Raw genomic sequence first — 21,752 nt, forward strand, 5'->3', positions numbered from 1 at the left:
TTTCGACGACCCGACGCCGCCCGGATGACCGGATGCCCTCGACGTCTGGCTCTCGCGGTGTGGCTCCCCGAACCGCGTGCAGCGATTCTTGCATGGGAGCGCTTCCATGGCAACGGCTCGATGCGCTCTCGACCCGGACTTCCCCCGCGCAACGCCCGGATGCCCCTCGACACGCCGCCTCCGGGCCGGAACGCCCGGCCGGGGCAACAACAGCGACACATGCCGCTTACCTCGCCAAGGTCATTTATCGGCTACAAACTCCAGAACGCGAATCTTTCCTCGCATAACTCATGAAAAGGTCTAACGTCGGTTGTGGCTCGGTTGTAGCCGGGCCCAGGACAACAGGGATGGAGTGACGCAGGTCATGGCTAAGAAGATGCTCGGCAAGGTCGTTGCGGGCGCTGCCCTCGGTGGCGCTTCGCTCCTGGTGTTCACGCCGGGGATCGCCGCCGCGGACGGCCACCACGACAGCGAGGACCGCGACGGCAAGGTGTACGCCAACCCGCACGTCGTCCGCGCCGGCGACGAGGTCAAGTTGTTCGAGGTCTGCTCGGAGCCGCAGGAGCACGCCTTCGTCTGGTCCAAGGTCACCGGCAAGGTCAAGCTGCACGAGGTCCGCGAGGACGCCGACCACCGCGACTGGCGCGACGAGGAGGGCCGCGGCGATGAGGGCCGCGAGGAGCAGGGCAAGGACGAGCACGGCAAGCAGGACGAGCACGGCAAGGACGAGCAGGGCAAGGGTGAGCAGGGCAAGAAGGACGAGCACGGCAAGGACGAGCAGGGCAAGGGTGAGCAGGGCAAGAAGGACGAGCAGGGCAAGGACGAGAAGGGCAAGGGCGAGGAGGGCCGCGAGCAGCCCTCCGAGGGAGACCAGGGCCCGTGGAACGGCGCGGGCAAGCCCGAGGCCCTCGGTGGTCAGGGCGCCGGCGCGGCGGCCGACGGCTCGGCCGAGGACGAGGGCCACAAGCCCGAGTGGAAGGGCAACGAGTCCTACGGCGAGGACAAGGGCCGCGAGGACATGAAGGGCCACGAGTCGTACGGCCAGGACGAGAAGTCCTACGGCGACGAGTGGAACAAGGGCCACGAGTCGTACGGCCAGGACGAGAAGTCCTACGGCGACGAGTGGAACAAGGGCCACGAGTCGTACGGCCAGGACGAGAAGTCCTACGGCGACGAGTGGAACAAGGGCCACGAGTCGTACGGCCAGGACGAGAAGTCCTACGGCGACGAGTGGAACAAGGGCCACGAGTCGTACGGCGAGGACGAGAAGTCCTACGGCGAGGACAAGGGCCACGAGAGCATGAAGGGCCACGAGTCGTACGGCCAGGACGAGGACTCCTACGGTGAGGACGGCTGGGAGCACGGCCGGGAGTTCGTCTACTACGGCGAGGCCAGGGTCGACGAGCACGCCAAGCCGGGCCGTTACGACCTCGAGGGCTCCTGCGGCGAGGGTGAGCTGGTCGTCCTCCCGCGCGGCCCGGTGGACGGCGGCGACGGTGGCATGACCACCACCGGCGTCGACAAGGGCCTGGCCACCGGCGGGGCCGGCATGCTGGGCGCCGCGGCGCTCGGCGGGATCGTGCTGATGCGTCGGCGTCGGACCGATGGTTCGCTCGTCTGACGTGACGGCGACACCGGCCGGCGGCCGCCACGGGAGACCGTGGCGCGCCGCCGGCGCGGCCGTCGTCGTCCTGCTGGCCATGCTCGGCGCCGGGATGATCGGCGCCTCCACGCGTGGCACCGTTCCCCCACCCCGCCCGCCCCAGCCACTGGCTCAGGCCGGGCCCACCGAAGCCGCCTCCCTCCCACCCGCCGACCAGAACGGCGACGTGGCGCAGCCGCCCGCGGACGTCGACGGCCAGGCTCCCGACGGCACGGCTCCCGAGGGAGCCGATCCCGACACCGTCGACGGCACGCCGGCGCCCGGTGGCGCCACCCCCGCCGTCGCGGCGCCGCCGGCACTGGAGCGTTCCACGCCCACCACCATCTCGATCCCGCGGATCGGGGTGAACGCGTCGATCATGTCGCTGGGCACCAACCCGGACGGCACGGTCCAGGTGCCGCCGCTGGAGCAGGCGATGACGGCCGGCTGGTACTCCCCCGGCGCCAGCCCCGGCGAGGTCGGCAACGCCGTCGTCGTGGGGCACGTCGACTCGGCGAAGATCGGGCCGGCGGTCTTCTTCGACCTGGGTGCGCTCCAGCCCGGCGACACCATCACGGTCGGACGCCAGGACGGGCGGAGCGCCACCTTCACCGTCGACGAGGTGCGGTCGTACCCGAAGACCGCCTTCCCGACCGAGCGGGTCTACGGCCCGAACGACCGGGCCGGCCTGCGGGTGGTGACCTGCGGCGGCACCTTCGACCAGGCCGCCCGCAGCTACCTGGACAACGTGGTCGTGTACGCCACGATGACCGGCTGACCGACCCCGGACGCGATCCGGCGCGCGGGGGGAGATCCCCTCGCGCGCCGGATCGTTCCGTGCGTCGTCGGGTCAGGCCGCGGCGGAGGTCCGGACCAGGGTACGGATCTGGCGCAGCAGCACCGACAGGGCGGCCAGGTCGGCCCGGGACTCGTCGAACTCCCCCATCGCCCGCACCGCGCGGTGGATCGAGGTGGCGTTCGACTGCTCCCATTCCTGCACCCGCTCGTGCGGTGGCAGCGAGTCCGCGGTGGAGTCCAGCACCTCCCCGGTGAGCGCGGCCAGCGCGGCGTACAGGTCGTAGCGCAGCGCCATCCGGGCCAGCGTCTGCCAGCGGTCCTCCCGCGGCAGCAGGGAGATCTTCGACAGCAGGCTGTCCACCCGGAACCGGTCGGAGAGGACGAAGTAGACCGGGGCCACCTCGCCGACCTCCCGCCCGCTGCGGGCCGCGGTCTCCACCACGTCCAGCAGGCCGAAGCTGTACATCAGCCGGGTCGCCTGCTCGGCCAGCTCCCGGGGCAGCCCCTTGGCGGTCATCGAGTCCATGTGGGCGACGATCGCCTCCCGCTCGCTGCCGTAGAAGAGCTCCTCCAGCCCCGGCAGCAGCTTGGCCACGCCGGCCCGCAGCCGGGCGACCTCCGCCGGCACGTCGATCGGCGAGCGCCGGTTGGTGACCAGCCAGCGCACCGCCCGGTCGAGCAGCCGCCGGGTGTCCAGGTAGACGCTGGTCTGCAGCTCGGGCGAGACCTTGTTGTCCAGCGCCTCCACCGCGTCCCAGAGCCCGCGCAGCCCGAACACCTCGCTGACCACCACGTAGGCGCGGAGGACGTCCGCCGCGGAGGCGGCCGTCTCCTCGACCACCCGGAAGACGAAGGAGATGCCACCCCGGTTGATCACCTCGTTCACCAGCACGGTGGTGACGATGTCGCGGCGCAGCCGGTGCCGGGACATCCGGTCGGCGAACCGCTCCCGCATCGGGGTCGGGAAGTAGTTGACCAGGACGTCGGTCGTCCACTCCTCGTCCGCGAGCCCCTCGGTCAGGATCTCCTTCTCCAGGACGATCTTGACGTACGCGAGCAGCACCGCGAACTCCGGCGCGGTGAGCCCGGACTCGGTGCGCACCGCCAGCTCCTCGTCCGGCGGCAGCGCCTCCAGCGCCCGGTCGAGCTGGCCGGCCCGCTCCAGCTCGGTGATCATCCGCCGGTGCACCGGCAGCAGCGAGGCGGCCTGGGCCTGGGCGTTGTTCAACGCCCGAGCCTGGTCGTAGTTGTCCCGCAGCACCAGCTCGGCGACCTCGTCGGTCATCTGGGCGAGCAGCTCGTCCCGGTCCGGGACGGTCAGCGCGCCGTCGGCGACCGCCGTGTTCAGCAGGATCTTGATGTTCACCTCGTGGTCGGAGCAGTCCACCCCGGCCGCGTTGTCGATGAAGTCGGTGTAGATCCGGCCGCCGGTGAGCGCGTACTCGATCCGGCCGAGCTGGGTGCAGCCCAGGTTGCCGCCCTCGCCGACCACCCGGCAGCGCAGGCTCCTGCCGTCCACCCGGATCGCGTCGTTGGACTTGTCCCCGACCTCGGCGTTGGTCTGCGTCGACGCCTTCACGTAGGTGCCGATGCCGCCGTTCCAGAACAGGTCGACCGGCGCGGTGAGGATCGCCTTCATCAGCTCCTGCGGGCTGAGCTGGGTGACGTCGTCGTCCAGCCCGAGCACCGCCCGGACCTGCGGCGAGACCGGCACCGACTTCGCCGTACGCGGGTGGATCCCGCCGCCGGCCGAGATCAGCTCGGTGTTGTAGTCCTCCCAGGACGACCGGGGCAGGTCGAACAGCCGCTTGCGCTCCTCCCAGGAGGTGGCGGCGTCCGGGTCCGGGTCGAGGAAGATGTGCCGGTGGTCGAAGGCGGCGACCAGCCGGATGTGCTTCGACAGCAGCATCCCGTTGCCGAACACGTCACCGGACATGTCGCCGACGCCGACCACGGTGAAGTCCTGGGTCTGGGTGTCGTGCCCCAGCTCCCGGAAGTGCCGCTTGACCGACTCCCAGGCGCCCCGGGCGGTGATGCCCATCTTCTTGTGGTCGTACCCGGCCGAACCGCCGGAGGCGAACGCGTCGCCGAGCCAGAAGTTGTGCGCGGCCGAGATCTCGTTGGCGATGTCGGAGAACGTCGCCGTGCCCTTGTCCGCCGCCACCACCAGGTACGGGTCGTCGGGGTCGTGCCGGACCACGTCGGCCGGCGGCACGATCTCGCCGCTGGCGATGTTGTCGGTGACGTCCAGCAGGGCGGAGATGAACTCCTTGTAGCAGACGACCGCCTCGTCCCGGTCGCCCGGCTTCTGCTTGAGCACGAAGCCGCCCTTGGCGCCCACCGGCACGATCACCGCGTTCTTGACCATCTGCGCCTTGACCAGGCCGAGCACCTCGGTGCGGAAGTCCTCCCGCCGGTCGGACCAGCGCAGGCCACCACGGGCCACCGCGCCGAACCGCAGGTGCACGCCCTCGAACCGCGGCGAGTACACGAAGATCTCGAACTTCGGCCGGGGCGCCGGCAGGTCCGGGATGGCCTGCGGGTCCAGCTTGAAGGCGACGTACGGCTTCGGCCGACCGCCGACCGGCTTCTGGTAGAAGCTGGTCCGCAGGGTGGCCTGGATCAGCGTCAGGTAGGAGCGCAGGATCCGGTCCTGGTCGAGGCTGGCCACCTCGTCCAGCGCCTCGCCGATCGCGGCGACCAGCTCGCCGCCACGCTGCCGGCGCTCGTCCAGGGTCGGCGCGCCAGGGGCGAACCGGACCTCGAAGAGCTCCACCAGCAGCCGGGCGATCTGCGGGTACGCGATGAAGGTGGACTCCATGTAGTCCTGCGAGAAGACCGTGCCGGCCTGCCGCAGGTACTTCGCGTACGCCCGGAGCACCACCACCTGTCGCCAGGTGAGACCGCCGAGCAGCACCAGCTCGTTGAAGCCGTCCACCTCGGCCTCGCCCCGCCACGCCGCCGCGAAGGCGTTCTCCACGTGCGGGCGGACCTCGGACAGCTCCTGGTGCGCCGCGGGCAGTCGCAGCCCGAAGTCGTAGAGGAAGACCCGGCCGTCGATCCGGTCCACCTCGTACGGGTGCTCGTCGACCACCCGCACGCCCAGCGAGTGCAGCACCGGCAGGACCGCGGAGAGCATCATCGGCTCGCCGTTGCGGTAGACCTTGAACCGGACGTCCATGGTGTCGTCGACGTCCCGGTCGTGGCCGCCCGGCCGCGGCGCGAGCTGCTTGCGGAACAGGTGCATCTCCAGCTGGCCGGGCTCCTCCAGCAGCTCCAGCTTGGCCAGGTCCTTCATCGCCTCGTACGGCGTGTGCCCGTCCTTGTAGCCCTCCGGGAACGCGTCGGCGTACCGGGTGAACAGGTGCTTGGCCTGCTCGTCGCCGAGCTTGCGCTCCAGCACCAGCCGGTAGTCGTCGTCCCAGAGCCGGGTGGCGTCGGCCAGCTCCTCGGCGAGCAGGTCGGCGTCGACCTCACCGGGCGGGTTGTTCGGGTCGGTCCGGACGATGAAGTGCACCCGGGCGAGCATCGACTCGGTGACCCGGGTGGTGTAGTCGACCCCGACGCCGTTGAGCTCGCGGAGCAGGATGTCCTGCATGCGCAGCCGGTTCTGGGTGGTGAACCGGTCCCGGGGCAGGTAGATCAGGCAGGAGATGAACCGCCCGTACGCGTCGCGGCGCAGGAAGACCCGCAGCTGCCGCCGGCCCGCCATCCGCAGCACACCGATCACCGCGTGGTACAGGTCGTCGGTCTTGATCTGGAACAGCTCGTCGCGCGGGTACGTCTCCAGGATCTGGAGCAGGTCCTTGCCGGAGTGGCTGCGTTGGCTCAGGCCGGAGCGGTCCAGCACCTCGGCCACCTTGCGCCGCACCACCGGCAGCTCCCGGACGCTGGTCCGGTACGCCGCCGTGGAGAACAGGCCGAGGAAGCGCCGCTCGCCGACCACCTCGCCGGCCTCGTTGAAGATCTTGAACCCGATGTAGTCGAGGTACGCCGAGCGGTGCACGGTGGCCCGCGAGTTCGCCTTGGTGATGATCAGCAGGCGCTTCTCGGTCACCTTCTCGTGCGCCTCGGGCGTCATCGAGTCCAGCGACCGGGCCTCCGGGGAGTCCTGCCGCAGGATGCCCAGCCCGGTGCCGAGCACCGCCTCCAGCGCCTGCCCCCCGGCGGGGGCGTCGACCAGCCGGTACTCCCGGTAGCCGAGGAAGGTGAAGTGGTCGTGGGCGAGCCAGCGCAGCAGCTCCACCGAGTCGGTGATGTCCTTCTCCGGCACCGGCGGACGGTTGTCCGAGGTCCGCGCGGCCGCCAGCTCGTCGGCGAGCGCCAGGGCCCGCTGACGCATCTTCGGCCAGTCCTCGACGGCCTCCCGCACGTCGGTGAGGACCCGCTGCAACTCGCGGCGCAACCGGTCCCGGGCGTCGGCGTCGCGGACCGGGTCGATCTCGACCCGCATCCAGCTCTCGACCAGGTCGCCGGCGATCGCATCGTCCGGCTCCACGTCCGCCGAGACCTCGGTCAACCGACCCAGCGGCTCCCGCCGCACCACGACCAGCGGGTGCACCAGCAGGTGCACGTCCAGGTGGTGGGTGTTGAGCAGTGCGGTGACCGAGTCGACCAGGAACGGCATGTCGTCCGCGACGATCTCGACCACGGTGTGGTGCTGGTCGGCGTGCGGCTCGTGGATCCGCAGCTTCAGCTCGCCGGGGACCCGCTGCTGGGCCAGGTCGCGGTGCGCCCGGGCCGCCGCCAGCATCTCCTCGGCGGTGAATCCGATCAGTTCCTCGTCGGGGGCGAACCGCCAGAAGCGGCCGACCAGGGTCGCCGCGTCGTGGTCGTCCCCGGCGAGCGCGACGGCCTGGGCGACCAGGCGCTCCGCGTTCGGTACCGGCTCGTCGAGCTCGGCGTCCTCGGCGGCGCCGGAAAGCGCCTCCGGGGGCACGCCGAGGTCGTAGATGGTGTCGATGCTCGAACCGGTCATGCCGGTCACTCCTGTGGCGAGGCGGCCGTAGCCGTCCCCGTCGCTGACGGAATCGAAGCTGTCCTCGTCCCGGCCGGTGTCAGCCTGCCGGAGGTCGGGTCCCGGTTTGATCGCCGGACGCCGGTCCATCGGTGCCACTCCCCTCGACCCACCGCGTTGTGGGTCACTCTGCCGCCCAAGCCTAGGCCCGCCGCACTGTCCGTTCGTCGGCGGACCTCCGACCGGACGTCCGGATCGGGACTCTGTCCTTTCACCCGTTGCGGGTCCGAGGTTGGCCGGTCCTGGATTACCCCGGCTGGCGATGTTCATCACACCGCGCAACCCACTTGTCGCGCACGTCGGGGACAGTGCCGGCGGGGACGGCGTACTAGCGTGCAGGGCAGCCGGAGACCGGAGGGAAGATCCATGCCCGCCTCGTACCCCGAACGCCGCCGTTCACCTGTCCGGGTGTTCCTGTCCGCGGTGACCGCCGCCGCACTGGGAGCGGCCACGCTGGTCGGCTGCTCCAGCCAGGAGGGCCCCGAGGGCAGCGTCGACGCGTTCCTGGCCGGCTGGCGCTCCGGCGACCTCCAGCCGGTCGGCTTCGTCGACCCGACCGGGGCGAAGGTGCCGGCCGCCGAGGTCACCAAGGAGATCAAGGAGCTCTCCGGCGAGCTGGCGGCCACCCCGCCGGCGCTGAACCGGGCCGGCGACGCGAAGATCACCAAGGACCTCGCCACCGCCGGCTACCGGGTGGAGTGGACGCTGCCCGGGGACGTGAAGTGGGCGTACGACCGGCAGCTGAAGCTGCGCCGGGGCGGCGACGACAAGTGGCAGGTGATCTGGGAGCCGGCGCTGGTGCACGAGCAGCTGGAGGCGGGTGAGCGGATGGCGCTGGTGCGCGACCGGGCCACCCGCGGCGGCGTCCTGGACGCGGCCGGCCAGCCGATCGTGGCCCCCCGGAAGGTGGTCGAGGTCGGCATCCAGCCCAACCAGGTGTCGGACGTGCCCGACCTGGTGGCGAAGCTCGACGCCGGCTTCAAGGCCATCCGGCCGACGCTGACGCCCCCGGTCGACCTCGCCGACCTGCCGAAGCGGATCGCCTCGGCGGATCCGGGCGCGTTCGTCAGCGTGGTCACCCTGCGGGACGACGCCTACCAGCAGATCCGCTCCCGGGTCCGGCCGCTGCCGGGCACCCAGTTCCGGACCTCGGAGCGCCAACTGGCGCCCACCCGGGAGTTCGCCCGGGCGCTGCTCGGCTCGGTCGACGAGGCCACCGCCGACGACCTGAAGGCCCACCCGGACCGCCTCCGGCAGGGTGACCCGGTCGGCCACGGCGGCCTCCAGGGCCGGTACGACGAGCGGCTGGGCGGCACGCCCGGGCTGACGGTGACCGTCAACCGGACCAACCCGGACGGCAGGTCGGAGCCGGCCGGGAAGGACCTGTTCGCGGTCGAGCCGAAGGCCGGCGAGCCGGTGAAGACCACCCTCGACGTGGCCGCCCAGAACGCCGCCGACACGGCGCTGCGCGGCGAGCCGAAGCGCTCCGCCCTGGTCGCCGTACGCGTCAGCGACGGTGCGGTGCTCGCCGTCTCGAACGGCCCCGGGCCGGCCGGGCAGAACCTCGCCTTCGACGCCCAGGTGCCGCCGGGCTCCACCTTCAAGATGGTCAGCGCGCTCGGCCTGCTCGACCGGGGCGCGGTGACCCTCGACGGCAAGGTGAACTGCCCGAAGAACTTCGCGGTCGAGGGCCGGTCCTTCAAGAACTCGGAGAACTTCGAGCTGGGGTCGGTGCCCTTCCGGACCGACTTCGCCAAGTCGTGCAACACCGCCTTCGCCTTCCTCGCGCCGAAGCTCGGCCCGGACGGGCTGGCCGAGACCGGCCGGTCCCTCGGGCTGGAGGCGAAGTGGGACCTGGGCGTCGACGCGTTCACCGGCAAGGTCTCCACCGGCGGCTCCAAGGCCGAACGGGCGGCGGCCGCTTTCGGCCAGGGCACCACCGTGGTCAGCCCGCTGGCCATGGCCGCCGCCACCGCCGGGGTGGCCCGGGGCCGCTGGGAGCAGCCGAAGCTGGTGCTGGACCCGGCACCGGCGAAGCCCGCCGCGCCCGGCCCCGAGCTCAGGCCCGAGTCGCTGACCGCGCTGCGCACGATGATGCGCGAGGTGGTCACCGCCGGCACCGCCAAGGCCCTCGCCGACGTCCCCGGCGGCCCGGTGTCCGGCAAGACCGGCACCGCCGAGTACGACAACGACCCGAAGCACCTGCACTCGTGGTTCGTCGGCTGGCAGGGCGATGTCGCCTTCGCCGTCTTCGTCGAGCAGGGCGGGTCGAGCGCGGTGAGCGCGGTGCCGATCAGCGAGCGCTTCCTGCGCGCGCTGTCCGCCGCCCGCTGACCCGTCGGTGTGCCGCCGGATCCGCGGTCCGGTTCAGGCGATCCCGGCGGAGGACGGCGAGGCGCCGTCCGACGGGCGCGGGACGTCGTCAGGGGCGTCGTCGTCCAGCGGGGACACCCGGCGCAGGAAGCCGGGCCCGACTCCCGCCGGCGGCCCGACCGGCTCGACAGCCGGCATGTCCGCCCGTCCGGACGCCGCCGCCGGCTCGCCCGGCACATCCGCGCCGGAACCATCGACAGCCGGGCCGGCTGTCGGCGCCGCCACACCGCCGACAGCCGGACCGCGGCCCGGCGGATCGTCGTCGGACGAGCGGCCGCCGTTCGAGGGCGGCACACCGGTCGACGCGGGACCGCCTCCGGAGGCGGTCCGGCGCGGCCCGAGGCCACCGCTCGGCGCGGCCGTACCGCCCGGGACGGAGTCGAGCAGCGACAGGGCGCCCGCCACCCGCGCCGGCCGGGTCCGCTGCGGCGGTGGGGACTGCGCCGGCGGGGACTGCGGGAGCAGCCGCGGCGGCGCGGCCTCCGGTGTGGAGACCGGCGCGAGCCCGGCCACCACCGTGTTGACGATCTCGGCCGCGTACGAGCCGTCCTGGTCGTAGTCGGGGTCGAAGACGGTCAGCTCGACGCCGAGGCAGTGTGGGGTGTCGACCAGGCCGGCGAGCAGGATCTCCAGCTCGGCGAAGGCGATCCCGCCGGGGTCGGGGGCGTCGACGGCCGGCATCACCGCCGGGTCGAGCACGTCCACGTCGATGTGCACCCAGTAGCCGGCGCAGTCGGCCAGCTGCTCGTGTGCCCACTGGGCGGTCCGGGCGGCCCCTTCGGCGCGCAGCGCCGGCACCGGCCGGGTGGTGATCCCGGCGGCCTGGAGGTCGAGGCGGTACTCGTCCTGGGCCCGGATGCCGAGCACCACCACGTCGATGTCGCGGAAGTAGGGTCGGCGCCCCTCGATGGCGGCCAGGTCGGCCTGACCACGGCCGGTCACCAGGGCGAGGTCCTCCCCCGCCGCCGCGCCCACGTACGAGGCGTTGCCGGGGTGCCGGAAGTCGGAGTGGCCGTCGACGAAGACCAGCCCGATCCGGCCGCCGACCGCCTCGCCGAGCCGGTGCATGGCCAGCGCCGAGCCGAGCAGCACGGAGCAGTCCCCGCCGAGCACCAACGGGAACTCACCCCGGTCGATGATCGCCCCGATCCGGTCGGCGAGCAGGGCGGAGTAGCCGGAGATCTCCCGCGCGTGGCAGACCCCGTCGCCGGGGCGCCAGTCACCGGGGTCGTACCGGGGTGGGGTGAGGCAGCCGGCGTCGCGGGCGCGCAGCCGGGCCAGCAGGTCGTGGTCGCGCAGCGCACCCGGGGCCTTGGCGCAGCCGGGGACCGAGGTGGCGGTGGGTGGGCGCAGGCCGAGGTTCGTCGGCGCGTCGAGGACGGCGATCCGGCGCGTCATGGGCTCCCGTCCTCAGGTGTTGGGCGGGCCGGCCGAACGCCGGCCCGCGCTGGCGTGCTACACGAAATCAGAACAGGGCGCTGGCCAGGGCCCGACGCGCGGAGGCCACCGCCGGATCGTCCGGGCCGGCCACCTTGAACAGGGAGACCAGGTGCTGGCGTACCCGCTCCCGGTCGTCGCCGGCGCTGCGGCGGACCACGCCGACCAGCCGGGTGTACGCCTGCTCGGCCAGGCCGCTGAGCACCTCGATGTCGGCGGCGAGCAGCTGGGCGTCGACGTCGTCCGGGGCTCCGTCGGCCGCGGCCAGCGCGGTCCGCGGGTCGGCGACGGGGGCGACCCGGCGGGCGAGCTCGACCTGGGCCAGGCCGGCCTCGGCCGCGGCGTCCGCCGGCGACTCGGCGAGGATCTTCTTGTACGCGGCCTCGGCGGCCTCCAGGTCACCGGTCATCAGCGCGTCGTCGGCCTCGTCCAGCCGGGGGTCCTCCGGCTCGGCGACGGCGACGCCACCGGCCTTGAGCACGGCGCCGATCCACTGCCGCAGCTGGGCCTCCGGCACCACCCCGGAGAAGGCGTCGATCGGCTGGCCGCCGACCACGGCGTACACCATGGGGATGCCCTGGACCCGGAACATCTGCGCGATCCGCGGGTTGGCGTCCACGTCGACCCTGGCGAGCACCCAGGCCCCGCCGCCCTCGGCGGCCAGCCGCTCCAGCACCGGCGAGAGCTGCTTGCACGGCTCGCACCACTCGGCCCAGAAGTCGACGACCACCGGCGTGCTGAGCGACCGTTCGAGGACCTCGGACTGGAAGGTCGCCTCGGTCACGTCGATGACGGTCACGGCGCCGGTGGCGGCGCCCGGCAGGCCGGTGGGCGGGCCGGACTGGGCGGGTGTGGCGGGACGGGCAGGGGCCGGTGCGGGGGTGCGCAGCGCGCTGAGGTCGACCGCGCCGCGGGTGAAGATCGACGAGGTGATCCGTGGGTCGCTCATGGTTATCTAGTCTCGCACGCGCGACGCGTAACTCAGATCAACCACGACACCCCCAGTTGCCACTCTCACCCCAGCTCACCACCCCGCCACCCGCCCGCCCGCACGCCGGGGGCGCCCCGGCGTCGCAGTCTCTTGCGGTGACCAGGGAACTGATGGAGAGTGACGGGGTGGGAACCAGGAACGAGCTCCGTGACCTGCCCCCGGAGGCCGACCTGGCCCGGGCCGACTCGCTGGCCCGGGAGATCTTCTCGGACGTGGCGAACAAGTGGGCGTTCCTGATCATCGAGTTCCTCGGGCAGCGCACCATGCGGTTCAGCGAGCTGCGGGACTCCGTCGGCGGGATCAGCCACAAGATGCTCACCCAGAACCTGCGGATGCTCGAACGCAACGGCCTGGTCGAGCGCACGGTCCACCCGACCGTCCCGCCGCGCGTCGAGTACAACCTCACCGAGGCGGGCGAGGCCCTGCGCGGGGTCGTCGACGGGATGTGCGGGTGGACGCAGCGCTACCTGGGCCTCATCGAGGCGTCCCGCAGGCGCTTCGGGCCCGGCTAGTCGAGGACCGCGGTCGCCTCGACCTCGACCAGGTGCTCGGGAACGTCCAGTGCCGCGATGCCGAACAGCGACGCCGGCGCGGCCGGCGTGACGCCGAGCTTCGCCCCCGCCCGCGCGATCCCGTCCAGCAGCGCGGGCATCTGCTCCGGCTTCCAGTCGACGACGTGAACGGTCAGCTTCACCACGTCGGCGAAGGTCGCCCCGACCCCGGCGAGCGCGGTGGCCACGTTGAGATAGCAGCGCTCGACCTGCGCGGCGAGGTCCCCCTCGCCGACCGTCCTGCCCTCGGCATCCCCGGCGACCTGCCCGGCGACGTGCACGATCTTCGAGCCGGTCGCCACCGACACCTGCCGGTAGACGTCGATCTCCGGCAGCCCGCTCGGGTTCACCAGTGTGACGGCCACGATGGCCTCCTCTGCTCTCCTTGGGTTACTCAGTAACCGTAAGAGACCGGCGACGAGCTGGGAAGAAGGCACTTTTTCGAAACCGGGTCACCTCCGGGTGACCACTGCGGGCGGGTACGGAAAGGGGCCCCTCCGCCCGTGGCGGAGGGGCCCCTGGACAACCGTCAGAAGCGGGCCGGCTCCCGGTAGACGCCCCACTCGGCGCGCAGCGCGTCGCAGATCTCGCCGAGGGTGGCCTCGGCGCGGACCGCGTCGAGCATGGCCGGGATCATGTTGCCGTCGGTCCGGCTGACCTCGACCAGCCGGGCCACGGCGGCCTTGACGACCGCGTTGTCCCGGCCGGCCTTGCGCTCGGCGAGCACCCGGCGCTGCTCCAGCTCCACCTCGTGCGAGATGCGCAGGATCTCCAGCTCCTTGGCGACAGTGCCGGTGTGGCAGTTGACCCCGACGATCCGCTTGTCGCCCTTCTCCAGGGCCTGCTGGTAGACGAAGGCCGACTCGGCGATGTGGCCGGTGAACCAGCCGTCCTCGATGCCGCGCAGGATGCCGGAGGTCATCGGGCCGATCTGGTGCGGGCCCTCGCCGCCGAGCTGACGGATCCGGGCGAAGATCTCCTCCGCCTCGGCCTCGATCTTGTCGGTGAGCGCCTCGACGTACCAGGAGCCGCCGAGCGGGTCGGCCACGTTGACCACGCCGGTCTCCTCCATCAGCACCTGCTGGGTACGCAGGGCGATCTCGGCGGACTCGTCGGTGGGCAGCGCCAGGGTCTCGTCCAGCGCGTTGGTGTGCAGCGAGTTGGTGCCGCCGAGCACCGCCGCGAGGGCCTCGACGGCGGTACGCACCACGTTGTTCACCGGCTGCTGGGCGGTCAGCGACACCCCGGCGGTCTGGGTGTGGAACTTCAGCCAGAGCGCCTTCTCGCTGGTGGCGCCGTAAACGTCGCGCAGCCAGCGGGCCCAGATCCGGCGGGCGGCGCGGAACTTGGCGATCTCCTCGAAGAAGTCGAGGTGCGAGTCGAAGAAGAAGCTCAGCCCGGGGGCGAAGACGTTCACGTCGAGCCCGCGCGACAGCCCCAGCTCGACGTAGCCGAACCCGTCGGCAAGGGTGTACGCCAGCTCCTGCGCGGCCGTGGAGCCGGCCTCGCGGATGTGGTAGCCGGAGACCGACAGCGGCTTGTAGCGCGGGATCTCGGCGGCACAATATTCCATCAGGTCGCCGATCAGGCGCAGGTGCGGCTCCGGGTCGAAGAGCCACTCCTTCTGCGCGATGTACTCCTTGAAGATGTCCGTCTGGAGCGTCCCGTCCAGCTTGGACAGGTCGGCGCCCTGGCGCTCGGCGGCGACCAGGTACATGCAGAAGACCGGCACGGCCGGCCCGGAGATGGTCATCGAGGTGGTGACGCCGGCCAGGTCGATGCCGTCGAAGAGCGCCTGCATGTCGGTGGCGGTGTCGATGGCGACGCCGCAGTGGCCGACCTCGCCGAGCGCCTGCGGGTCGTCGGAGTCGCGGCCCATCAGCGTCGGCATGTCGAAGGCGACCGAGAGGCCACCGCCGCCGGCGCCGAGGATCATCTTGTAGCGCTCGTTGGTCTGCTGGGCGTTGCCGAACCCGGCGAACTGCCGGATGGTCCAGGTCCGCCCGCGGTAGCCGGTCGGGTGCAGACCCCGGGTGTACGGGTACTCGCCCGGCCAGCCGATCCGCTCGAAACCGGGATACCCGGTGCCCTCCGGCGGGCCGTAGACCGGGTCCACGGTCATCCCGCTCAGCGTGGTGAAGTCCGCGTCCCGCTTGCGCGCGGCGTCGTAGCGGGCCTGCCAGCGTGCCCGTCCGGCGGCGATCTCGTCGGCGTCCATCCGCGGAGCTCCTCCTCGAGTCCTCGACTGAGAACCGAGTGTAGAACGGATGCCTGAACGATCGCTAAGTCGTCTCGTACCGACCGGTAACCGCCGGTCAGGCCGACGGCACCGCCGGACCACCCAAAGCGACGTCGTCCACCTTGATGTTGATCTCGTCGACCCGCAGCCCGTACGCCTCGACGGCCGCCGTCACCGCCGAGCGGACCCCGTCGGTCACCTCGGGCACCGGCCGACCGCCGGAGATCACGATGGTCAGGTTCACCACCGCGGCGCCGTCCTGCACGTGCGCCGAGCAGCCCCGTCGGGCGTCACCGACCTGGTCCAGCCCGACCCTGTCGAGCACCGCGTTGAAGAACCGGGCCACGTCCCCGCCCAGCTCGGCCACCCCGGGCACCGACTTCGCGGCGGCCACCGCGATCTTCTCGACCACCTCGTCGGAGACCTGCGTCGTACCGCCCGCCACCGCGTTCGGCAGCACCGACAGCTCCTGCGTCTCGTCAGCCATCCGCTCCCCACAACGTCGCACCGCCCCACGGACACCCGTGAGGCGGTGCGAGCGTACTAGGTGGACGGCGGGTTCAGGAGCCCAGCTGGGCCAGCAGCTCGTCCGCGGCGGCGTACGGGTCGATGGCGCCCTCGGCCACCTTCGCCGCGAGCGTCGCGAGCTCCGTACCGTCGCGCAGGGAACCGATCCGGGCACGCAGCGCGCCCAGCGCGATCGCCTCGACCTCGGCGGCGGCCCGCGCCTCTCGGCGGCGGCGCAGCTCGCCGTGCTTCTCCAGCCAGTCGCGGTGCTTGTCGATCGCGGCGGCGATGTCGTCGATGCCCTCGCCGCGGGCGGCGATCGAGCGGACCACCTGCGGCCGCCACTCCCCGGGGCCGCGCTCGCCGAGCGCGATCATGCCCTGGATGTCGCGGACGGTGGCGTCGGCGCCGTCCCGGTCGGCCTTGTTGACCACGAAGACGTCGGCGATCTCCAGGATGCCGGCCTTCACCGCCTGGATGGCGTCGCCCATGCCGGGAGCGAGCAGCACCAGCGTGGTGTCGGCCAGGGAGGCGACCTCCACCTCGGCCTGCCCGACGCCGACAGTCTCCACCAGCACCACGTCGCAGCCGGCGCCCTCCAGCACCCGGACCGCCTGCGGCGTCGCGGCGGAGAGCCCGCCGAGGTGGCCCCGGCTGGACATCGAGCGGATGTAGACGCCCGGGTCGGTGGCGTGGTCCTGCATCCGGACCCGGTCACCGAGGATGGCCCCGCCGGTGAACGGGCTGGACGGGTCGATGGCGAGCACCCCGACCCGGTGGCCGCGCGCCCGCAGCGCCCGGACCAGCTCGTTGGTGGTGGTCGACTTGCCCACCCCGGGCGAGCCGGTCAGGCCGACGACCTGGGCCTGCCCGGCATAGGGCGCGAGGGCCGCCGCGACCTGCGGCAGCACCTCGTCACCGGACTCGACCAGGGTGATCAGCCGGGCCACCGCGCGGGGGTCACCCGCGCGGGCCCGCTCCACCAGCATCGGTACGTCCCGACTGCGGCGCACCGGTCCGGTGGCCGCGGCCGGGGCGTTCTCGACGGTCTCGCTCACTGGTCATGTCCCCTGTTCCGCTCGCGGGTCACGCCGGACCACGCGCTCACTGCTGGGCGTCGGCGCCCGCCGGCACGTGGATGATCAGCGCGTCGCCCTGACCACCGCCGCCGCAGAGCGCCGCCGCGCCGGTGCCACCGCCGCGCCGCTTCAGCTCCAGCGCCAGGGTCAGCACCAGCCGGGCGCCGGACATGCCGATCGGGTGGCCGAGCGCGATCGCCCCACCGTTGACGTTGATCCTGTCGAGGCTCACCCCGAGGTCGCGCGCCGACTGGATGCCCACCTGGGCGAACGCCTCGTTGATCTCGATCAGGTCGAGGTCGTCGACGCTCAGCCCGCCCTTCTTCAGGGCGTGGTTGATCGCGTTGGACGGCTGCGAGTGCAGGGAGTTGTCCGGGCCGGCCACGTTGCCGTGCGCGCCGACCTCGGCCAGCCAGGTCAGCCCCAGCTCCTTGGCCTTGGCCTTGCTCATCACGACCACCGCGGCGGCGCCGTCGGAGATCGGCGAGGAGCTGCCGGCGGTGATCGTGCCGTCGGAGGTGAAGGCGGGACGCAGCTTGGCCAGCGACTCGGCGGTGGTGTCCGGGCGGATCCCCTCGTCCTCGCTGATCACCAGCGGGTCGCCCTTGCGCTGCGGGATGATCACCGGGGTGATCTCGTCGGCGAAGTGGCCGTTCTTCTGGGCGGCGGCGGCGCGCTGGTGGCTGGCGGCGGCGAAGGTGTCCTGCTCCTCGCGGCTGATGCCGTGCTTCGTCCCGTGCCGTTCGGTCGACTCGCCCATCGAGCAGCAGTCCCAGGCGTCGCTGAGCCCGTCGTGGGCCGTGTGGTCCTTGATCGTGACGTCGCCGTACTTGTAGCCGGTGCGCTGGCCCAGCAGCAGGTGCGGGGCGTTGGTCATCGACTCCATGCCGCCGGCCACCACGATGTCGAACTCACCGGCCCGGATGAGCTGGTCGGCCAGCGCGATCGCGTCCAGGCCGGAGAGGCAGACCTTGTTGATGGTGAGCGCCGGGGTGGACATCGGGATGCCCGCCTCGACCGCCGCCTGGCGGGCCGGGATCTGACCCGTGCCGGCCTGGAGCACCTGCCCCATGATCACGTACTGCACCTGCTCGGGGGCGACGCCGGCGCGCTCCAGCGCGGCCTTGATCGCCACCCCGCCGAGCTTCGTCGCCGGGAGGTCCTTGAGGTTGCCGAGCAGCCGACCCATCGGGGTACGCGCGCCGCTGACGATCACCGAAGCCATGCCTGCCTCCGAGGGGGGGGTGCCGACCTGTACGCCTTAACGATTGTTCGGTCAGACTAGCGCCATGGCTGAGAACTCCCCCGTCGAGCCCGCTGCCGACTATGTCACAGACATCGGCCTGCGCCGCATCGACCACGTAGGGGTCGCCGTGGCCGACCTGGACGCCGCGATCGACTTCTATCAGCGCACCTTCGGCATGCGCTGCGTGCACACCGAGACCAACACCGAACAGGGCGTACGCGAGGCGATGCTGGCCGTCGGCCCGACCGCCGAGGGCGGCTGCGTGCAGCTGCTCGCCCCGCTGACCCCGGAGTCGACCATCGCGAAGTTCCTCGACCGCAACGGTCCCGGGGTGCAGCAGGTGGCGTACACGGTGGCCGACATCGACGCGGCCTGCGCGGCGCTGCGCGAACGCGGCGTCCGGCTGCTCTACCCGGAGCCGAAGCGGGGCACCGCCGACTCGCGGATCAACTTCGTCCACCCCAAGGACGCCGGCGGCGTCCTGGTCGAACTGGTCGAGCCCGCCGCCGGCCACTAGAGGCAAGGAGGGGGCCCCTGTCAACGCCTCCGGTAGAGCAGGGGGCCCCTCTCAACAAGCCGTCGAGCACGGCATTGCGCGGTACAACGTCAACCCGCACACCTCCACGCATCGGCCGATGCAGTTTTTCACAGAGGACTTCCGGCCCTAGCTACCGTTCAGTAACGTCCGGCCCCACCGGAGCGTGCCCGGCGCCGGATGTGTCGTTCGCCGACATGGCGGCGGGCCACTACCGGCGCCGACGATGGCAGCACCCTGCCCCCGGTGTGGGTGCGGACGAACGGGAGGGCACCGTGCAGGACATCCTCGAAGCGATCATGGCTGCGGAGGGCTCCGCGCAGCCGGAGCGGGAACTCGCCGGCCTGGCCGGCCTGCCGGTACCGGAGAGCTACCGGGGTGTGGTGGTCCGCGCCGAGGACACCCGGATGTTCGACGGGATGGCCACCCGCGACAAGGACCCGCGCAAGGCGCTGCACGTGCAGGAGGTGCCGACCCCCGAGCTCGCGCCGGGCGAGGCGCTGGTGGCCGTGATGGCCAGCGCCATCAACTACAACACCGTGTGGACCAGCATCTTCGAGCCGCTGCCCACCTTCAAGTTCCTCCAGCGCTACGGCCGGCTCTCCGAGCTGACCCGCCGGCACGACCTGCCGTACCACGTGGTCGGCTCGGACGCCGCCGGCGTGGTCCTGCGGACCGGCCCCGGGGTGACCCGCTGGAAGGCCGGCGACGAGGTGGTCGCGCACTGCCTGTCGGTGGAGCTGGAGGACGCGGCCGGGCACGACGACACGATGCTCGACCCGCAGCAGCGGATCTGGGGCTTCGAGACCAACTTCGGCGGTCTCGCCGAGCTCTGCGTGGTCAAGGCCAACCAGCTGATGCCGAAGCCGCGCCACCTGAGCTGGGACGAGGCGGCCAGCCCCGGGCTGGTCAACTCGACGGCGTACCGGCAGCTGGTGTCGCACCACGGCGCGAACATGAAGCAGGGCGACGTGGTGCTGATCTGGGGCGCCTCCGGCGGCCTCGGCGGCTACGCCACCCAGATGGCGCTCAACGGCGGGGCGATCCCGGTCTGCGTCGTCTCCTCCCCGGAGAAGGCCGAGCTGTGCCGGAAGATGGGCGCCGAGCTGGTCATCGACCGCACCGCCGAGGGCTTCCGGTTCTGGAAGGACGAACAGACCCAGGACCAGGACGAGTGGCGCCGCTTCGGCGAGCGGATCCGGGAGCTGACCGGCGGGGAGGACCCGGACATCGTCTTCGAGCACCCGGGTCGGGAGACCTTCGGCGCGAGCGTCTACGTCGCCAAGAAGGGCGGCACCATCGTCACCTGCGCGTCCACCAGCGGCTTCCTGCACCAGTACGACAACCGCTACCTGTGGATGCACCTGAAGCGGATCGTCGGCAGCCACTTCGCCAACTACCACGAGGCGTGGCAGGCCAACCGGCTGGTCGCGCTCGGCCAGATCCACCCGACGGTGTCGAGGACGTACCCGCTGGAGCAGACCGGCCAGGCCGCGTACGAGGTGCACCGCAACGCGCACCAGGGCAAGGTGGGGGTGCGCTGCCTGGCGCCCGAGGACGGGCTCGGCGTGCGCGACCCGCAGCTGCGGGCCCGGCACGAGTCGGCGATCAACCGGTTCCGGGGTCACTGATCCCCCGTCGGGGTGGCCGGCGGTGGTCCCTCCGGCCGATGCCGGGTTGACCATTGCGGCGAGCCGGGCATTGCCTTTCGGTTCCCCGGGGCGGGAATCCCATTTGCTCGATACCGGTACGGCTCGACAAAGGGCCGCGGGCGACGTCCCGCGGCCCTTTTCCGCGGTCACCCTGCGTGCCGTCCGCCGCGCCCGGGAGCTGCCAAGATCGCCGTTTGGTCCGGTGTCCCGGCCCAGCGAAGTTGACCATGTAATGAGGACAGGAAAGCTCCGGACCGCTCTTGCGAAGGCCCCTGGGGCGTCTGCCAGTATGTCCCAATGCCCCAGCAGCAGTCCTCCCCTCTCGCGTTCTTCGATAACGCGAACTCGCAGCCAGATTTCACCGTTGGCCTGCGCGGCTACAACGTCGGTCAGGTCGATGACTTCATCGGCCGGCTGACCGCCGCCCTCACCCAGTCCGAGCAGGCCCGGGCCGAGGCCGAGCAGCGGATGAACGACGCCCAGCGCCGGCTGCGCCAGGCCGAGCAGCGCCAGAGCGCGCTGGAGCAGAAGCTCACCGACACCAACAAGCAGCTCGAGGAGAACAGCCGGCCGACCCTCTCCGGCCTGGGCACCCGCGTCGAGCAGATCCTCCGGCTGGCCGAGGAGCAGGCCAACGACCACCGCAACGAGGCCAAGCGCGAGTCGGAGGGCATCCTCTCCGCCGCCCGCCTCGAGGCCCGCGAGATCACCGACAAGGCCCGGGCCGAGGCCGCGGCGATGAAGGCCACCGCCGAGCGGGAGGCGGGCAGCGTCCGCACCGCCGCCGAGCGGGAGGCGGCCGAGGTCCGGGTGCAGGCCCGCCGCGAGGCGGACACCCTGCGCTCCGACGCGGAGCGGGAGACCAAGCAGCTGCGTACGGTCACCGCGCACGAGGTGGCCGAGCTGAAGTCCACCGTCGAGCGTGAGGTCGCCACCCTGCGGGCCACCGCCGAGCGGGAGATCACCCAGCAGCGGGCGAAGGCGGCCCGCGAGGCCGAGGAGAAGCGGGCCGAGGCCACCAAGCTGCTCACCGACGCGCGGGACAAGCGCGACAAGGACCTCCAGGCCCTGGAGCTCCAGCTCGCCGAGCGGCGGGAGAAGGCCGAGCGCGAGGAGTCCGAGCGGCACGCCGCCCAGGTGGCGCAGACCCAGAAGCTGGTCGGCGAGGCCGAGCAGCGGGCCCGGGCCGCCCAGGATCGGGCCAAGGAGATCGAGCAGCGCGCCGAGTCCCGTCGGGTCGAGTCCGAGCGCACCGCCAACGAGCGGGTGGAGAAGGCCAAGGCGCTGGCCGAGAAGACGCTCGGCGAGGCCAAGGCCGAGTCGCAGCGGCTGCTCAGCGAGGCGCGCACCGAGGCCGAGCTGACCACCCAGGCGGCCCGCCGCGAGGTCGAGGACCTCACCCGGCAGAAGGACGCCGTCACCTCCCAGCTCGGACAGATGCTCTCCGGCCTGGCCGGCATCGTCCCGGGGGTGCCGGCCGCCGCGCCGGCCAAGGCGGAGCCGGCCAAGCCGGCCGAGGCCACCAACGCCAAGGTGAACGCGGAGTCGGCCAGCTGACCGACCGCCCGCACGGGGCATGACCGCACGGCGCGGGGTGACACCGGGTGACCGGTCGAACCCCGCGCCGTACGCGTTTCCCACCCTCCGGTCGCGGCCCTCCTGGGGGGAGTGAAGTAGGTCCCAAC

The 21,752-nt window shown here is 72.1% G+C and carries 14 protein-coding genes and 1 pseudogene; 7 read left to right on the top strand and 8 right to left on the bottom strand.

What is annotated here, in order from left to right; all coding sequences use genetic code 11:
* Nucleotides 1–364 precede the first annotated feature (364 nt).
* Nucleotides 365–1,621 (top strand): putative sodium/potassium/calcium exchanger, encoded by a 1,257-nt coding sequence (locus GA0070564_RS11980; RefSeq protein WP_091609091.1) that lies wholly within the window; start codon nt 365–367, stop codon nt 1,619–1,621.
* Between the two features lie 94 nt (nt 1,622–1,715).
* Complete coding sequence (locus tag GA0070564_RS11985; RefSeq protein ID WP_425412469.1) at nt 1,716–2,420, top strand: class F sortase; 705 nt, start codon at nt 1,716–1,718, stop codon at nt 2,418–2,420.
* A 72-nt stretch (nt 2,421–2,492) separates the two neighbouring features.
* On the opposite strand, the gene GA0070564_RS11990 is transcribed toward GA0070564_RS11985, so the two are convergent.
* Entirely contained in the window at nt 2,493–7,547 is a 5,055-nt protein-coding gene (locus GA0070564_RS11990; RefSeq protein WP_091607718.1) for an NAD-glutamate dehydrogenase, read from the bottom strand.
* 276 nt (nt 7,548–7,823) lie between these two features.
* Between GA0070564_RS11990 and GA0070564_RS11995 the strand changes: the two genes are divergently transcribed.
* Complete coding sequence (locus GA0070564_RS11995; RefSeq protein ID WP_091607721.1) at nt 7,824–9,791, top strand: penicillin-binding transpeptidase domain-containing protein; 1,968 nt, start codon at nt 7,824–7,826, stop codon at nt 9,789–9,791.
* Nucleotides 9,792–10,225: 434 nt separating this feature from the next.
* On the opposite strand, the pseudogene GA0070564_RS30340 reads toward GA0070564_RS11995, so the two are convergent.
* Nucleotides 10,226–11,228 (bottom strand): annotated as a pseudogene (locus GA0070564_RS30340) (arginase family protein); the annotation flags it as partial.
* A 67-nt stretch (nt 11,229–11,295) separates the two neighbouring features.
* Entirely contained in the window at nt 11,296–12,216 is a 921-nt protein-coding gene (locus tag GA0070564_RS12005) for a tetratricopeptide repeat protein (protein WP_091607725.1), read from the bottom strand.
* A 152-nt stretch (nt 12,217–12,368) separates the two neighbouring features.
* Here GA0070564_RS12005 and GA0070564_RS12010 point away from each other — a divergent pair, with 152 nt between their 5' ends.
* Nucleotides 12,369–12,770, top strand: a complete 402-nt coding sequence (locus tag GA0070564_RS12010; protein ID WP_425412470.1) for a winged helix-turn-helix transcriptional regulator — start codon at nt 12,369–12,371, stop codon at nt 12,768–12,770.
* On the opposite strand, the gene GA0070564_RS12015 is transcribed toward GA0070564_RS12010, so the two are convergent.
* The 5 genes from GA0070564_RS12015 to GA0070564_RS12035 form a co-directional block, all read right to left on the bottom strand.
* Nucleotides 12,767–13,174: a RidA family protein gene (locus GA0070564_RS12015; RefSeq protein WP_091607734.1), complete on the bottom strand. Its 408-nt coding sequence runs from the start codon at nt 13,172–13,174 to the stop codon at nt 12,767–12,769. The two genes, GA0070564_RS12010 and GA0070564_RS12015, sit on opposite strands and share 4 nt — an antisense overlap.
* A 164-nt stretch (nt 13,175–13,338) precedes the next feature.
* Nucleotides 13,339–15,027 (bottom strand): coenzyme B12-dependent isobutyryl-CoA mutase large subunit, encoded by a 1,689-nt coding sequence (icmA, locus tag GA0070564_RS12020; protein WP_091607737.1) that lies wholly within the window; start codon nt 15,025–15,027, stop codon nt 13,339–13,341.
* A gap of 97 nt (nt 15,028–15,124) precedes the next feature.
* Nucleotides 15,125–15,535 (bottom strand): Asp23/Gls24 family envelope stress response protein, encoded by a 411-nt coding sequence (locus GA0070564_RS12025; protein WP_091607740.1) that lies wholly within the window; start codon nt 15,533–15,535, stop codon nt 15,125–15,127.
* Nucleotides 15,536–15,608: 73 nt separating this feature from the next.
* On the bottom strand, nt 15,609–16,544 hold the full coding sequence (meaB, locus tag GA0070564_RS12030) for a methylmalonyl Co-A mutase-associated GTPase MeaB (protein ID WP_425412471.1): 936 nt from the start codon (nt 16,542–16,544) through the stop codon (nt 15,609–15,611).
* A gap of 115 nt (nt 16,545–16,659) precedes the next feature.
* Complete coding sequence (locus tag GA0070564_RS12035) at nt 16,660–17,859, bottom strand: acetyl-CoA C-acetyltransferase (protein WP_091607747.1); 1,200 nt, start codon at nt 17,857–17,859, stop codon at nt 16,660–16,662.
* A 64-nt stretch (nt 17,860–17,923) separates the two neighbouring features.
* Between GA0070564_RS12035 and mce the strand changes: the two genes are divergently transcribed.
* The 3 genes from mce (at nt 17,924) to GA0070564_RS12050 (ending at nt 21,624) form a co-directional block, all read left to right on the top strand.
* Nucleotides 17,924–18,397 carry a methylmalonyl-CoA epimerase gene (mce, locus tag GA0070564_RS12040; protein ID WP_088972906.1) on the top strand — a complete coding sequence of 158 codons (474 nt, stop codon included), beginning with the start codon at nt 17,924–17,926 and terminating at the stop codon, nt 18,395–18,397.
* Between the two features lie 293 nt (nt 18,398–18,690).
* Nucleotides 18,691–20,046 (top strand): crotonyl-CoA carboxylase/reductase, encoded by a 1,356-nt coding sequence (ccrA, locus tag GA0070564_RS12045; RefSeq protein ID WP_091609093.1) that lies wholly within the window; start codon nt 18,691–18,693, stop codon nt 20,044–20,046.
* Between the two features lie 318 nt (nt 20,047–20,364).
* Nucleotides 20,365–21,624 (top strand): coiled-coil domain-containing protein, encoded by a 1,260-nt coding sequence (locus GA0070564_RS12050; RefSeq protein ID WP_091607751.1) that lies wholly within the window; start codon nt 20,365–20,367, stop codon nt 21,622–21,624.
* Nucleotides 21,625–21,752 lie beyond the last annotated feature (128 nt).

The organism is Micromonospora mirobrigensis, assembly GCF_900091555.1.
Lineage (GTDB): Bacteria > Actinomycetota > Actinomycetes > Mycobacteriales > Micromonosporaceae > Micromonospora > Micromonospora mirobrigensis.

Bases quoted from the DNA above. Each gene is read 5' to 3' on its own strand.
- GA0070564_RS12035 (WP_091607747.1), bottom strand. From the start codon at position 17,859: ATGGCTTCGGTGATCGTCAGCGGCGCGCGTACCCCGATGGGTCGGCTG.
- icmA (WP_091607737.1), bottom strand. From the start codon at position 15,027: ATGGACGCCGACGAGATCGCCGCCGGACGGGCACGCTGGCAGGCCCGC.
- GA0070564_RS11980 (WP_091609091.1), top strand. From the start codon at position 365: ATGGCTAAGAAGATGCTCGGCAAGGTCGTTGCGGGCGCTGCCCTCGGT.
- GA0070564_RS11985 (WP_425412469.1), top strand. From the start codon at position 1,716: ATGATCGGCGCCTCCACGCGTGGCACCGTTCCCCCACCCCGCCCGCCC.
- mce (WP_088972906.1), top strand. From the start codon at position 17,924: ATGGCTGAGAACTCCCCCGTCGAGCCCGCTGCCGACTATGTCACAGAC.
- meaB (WP_425412471.1), bottom strand. From the start codon at position 16,544: ATGCTGGTGGAGCGGGCCCGCGCGGGTGACCCCCGCGCGGTGGCCCGG.
- GA0070564_RS11990 (WP_091607718.1), bottom strand. From the start codon at position 7,547: ATGGACCGGCGTCCGGCGATCAAACCGGGACCCGACCTCCGGCAGGCT.
- GA0070564_RS11995 (WP_091607721.1), top strand. From the start codon at position 7,824: ATGCCCGCCTCGTACCCCGAACGCCGCCGTTCACCTGTCCGGGTGTTC.
- GA0070564_RS12010 (WP_425412470.1), top strand. From the start codon at position 12,369: ATGGAGAGTGACGGGGTGGGAACCAGGAACGAGCTCCGTGACCTGCCC.
- GA0070564_RS12005 (WP_091607725.1), bottom strand. From the start codon at position 12,216: ATGAGCGACCCACGGATCACCTCGTCGATCTTCACCCGCGGCGCGGTC.
- GA0070564_RS12025 (WP_091607740.1), bottom strand. From the start codon at position 15,535: ATGGCTGACGAGACGCAGGAGCTGTCGGTGCTGCCGAACGCGGTGGCG.
- GA0070564_RS12050 (WP_091607751.1), top strand. From the start codon at position 20,365: ATGCCCCAGCAGCAGTCCTCCCCTCTCGCGTTCTTCGATAACGCGAAC.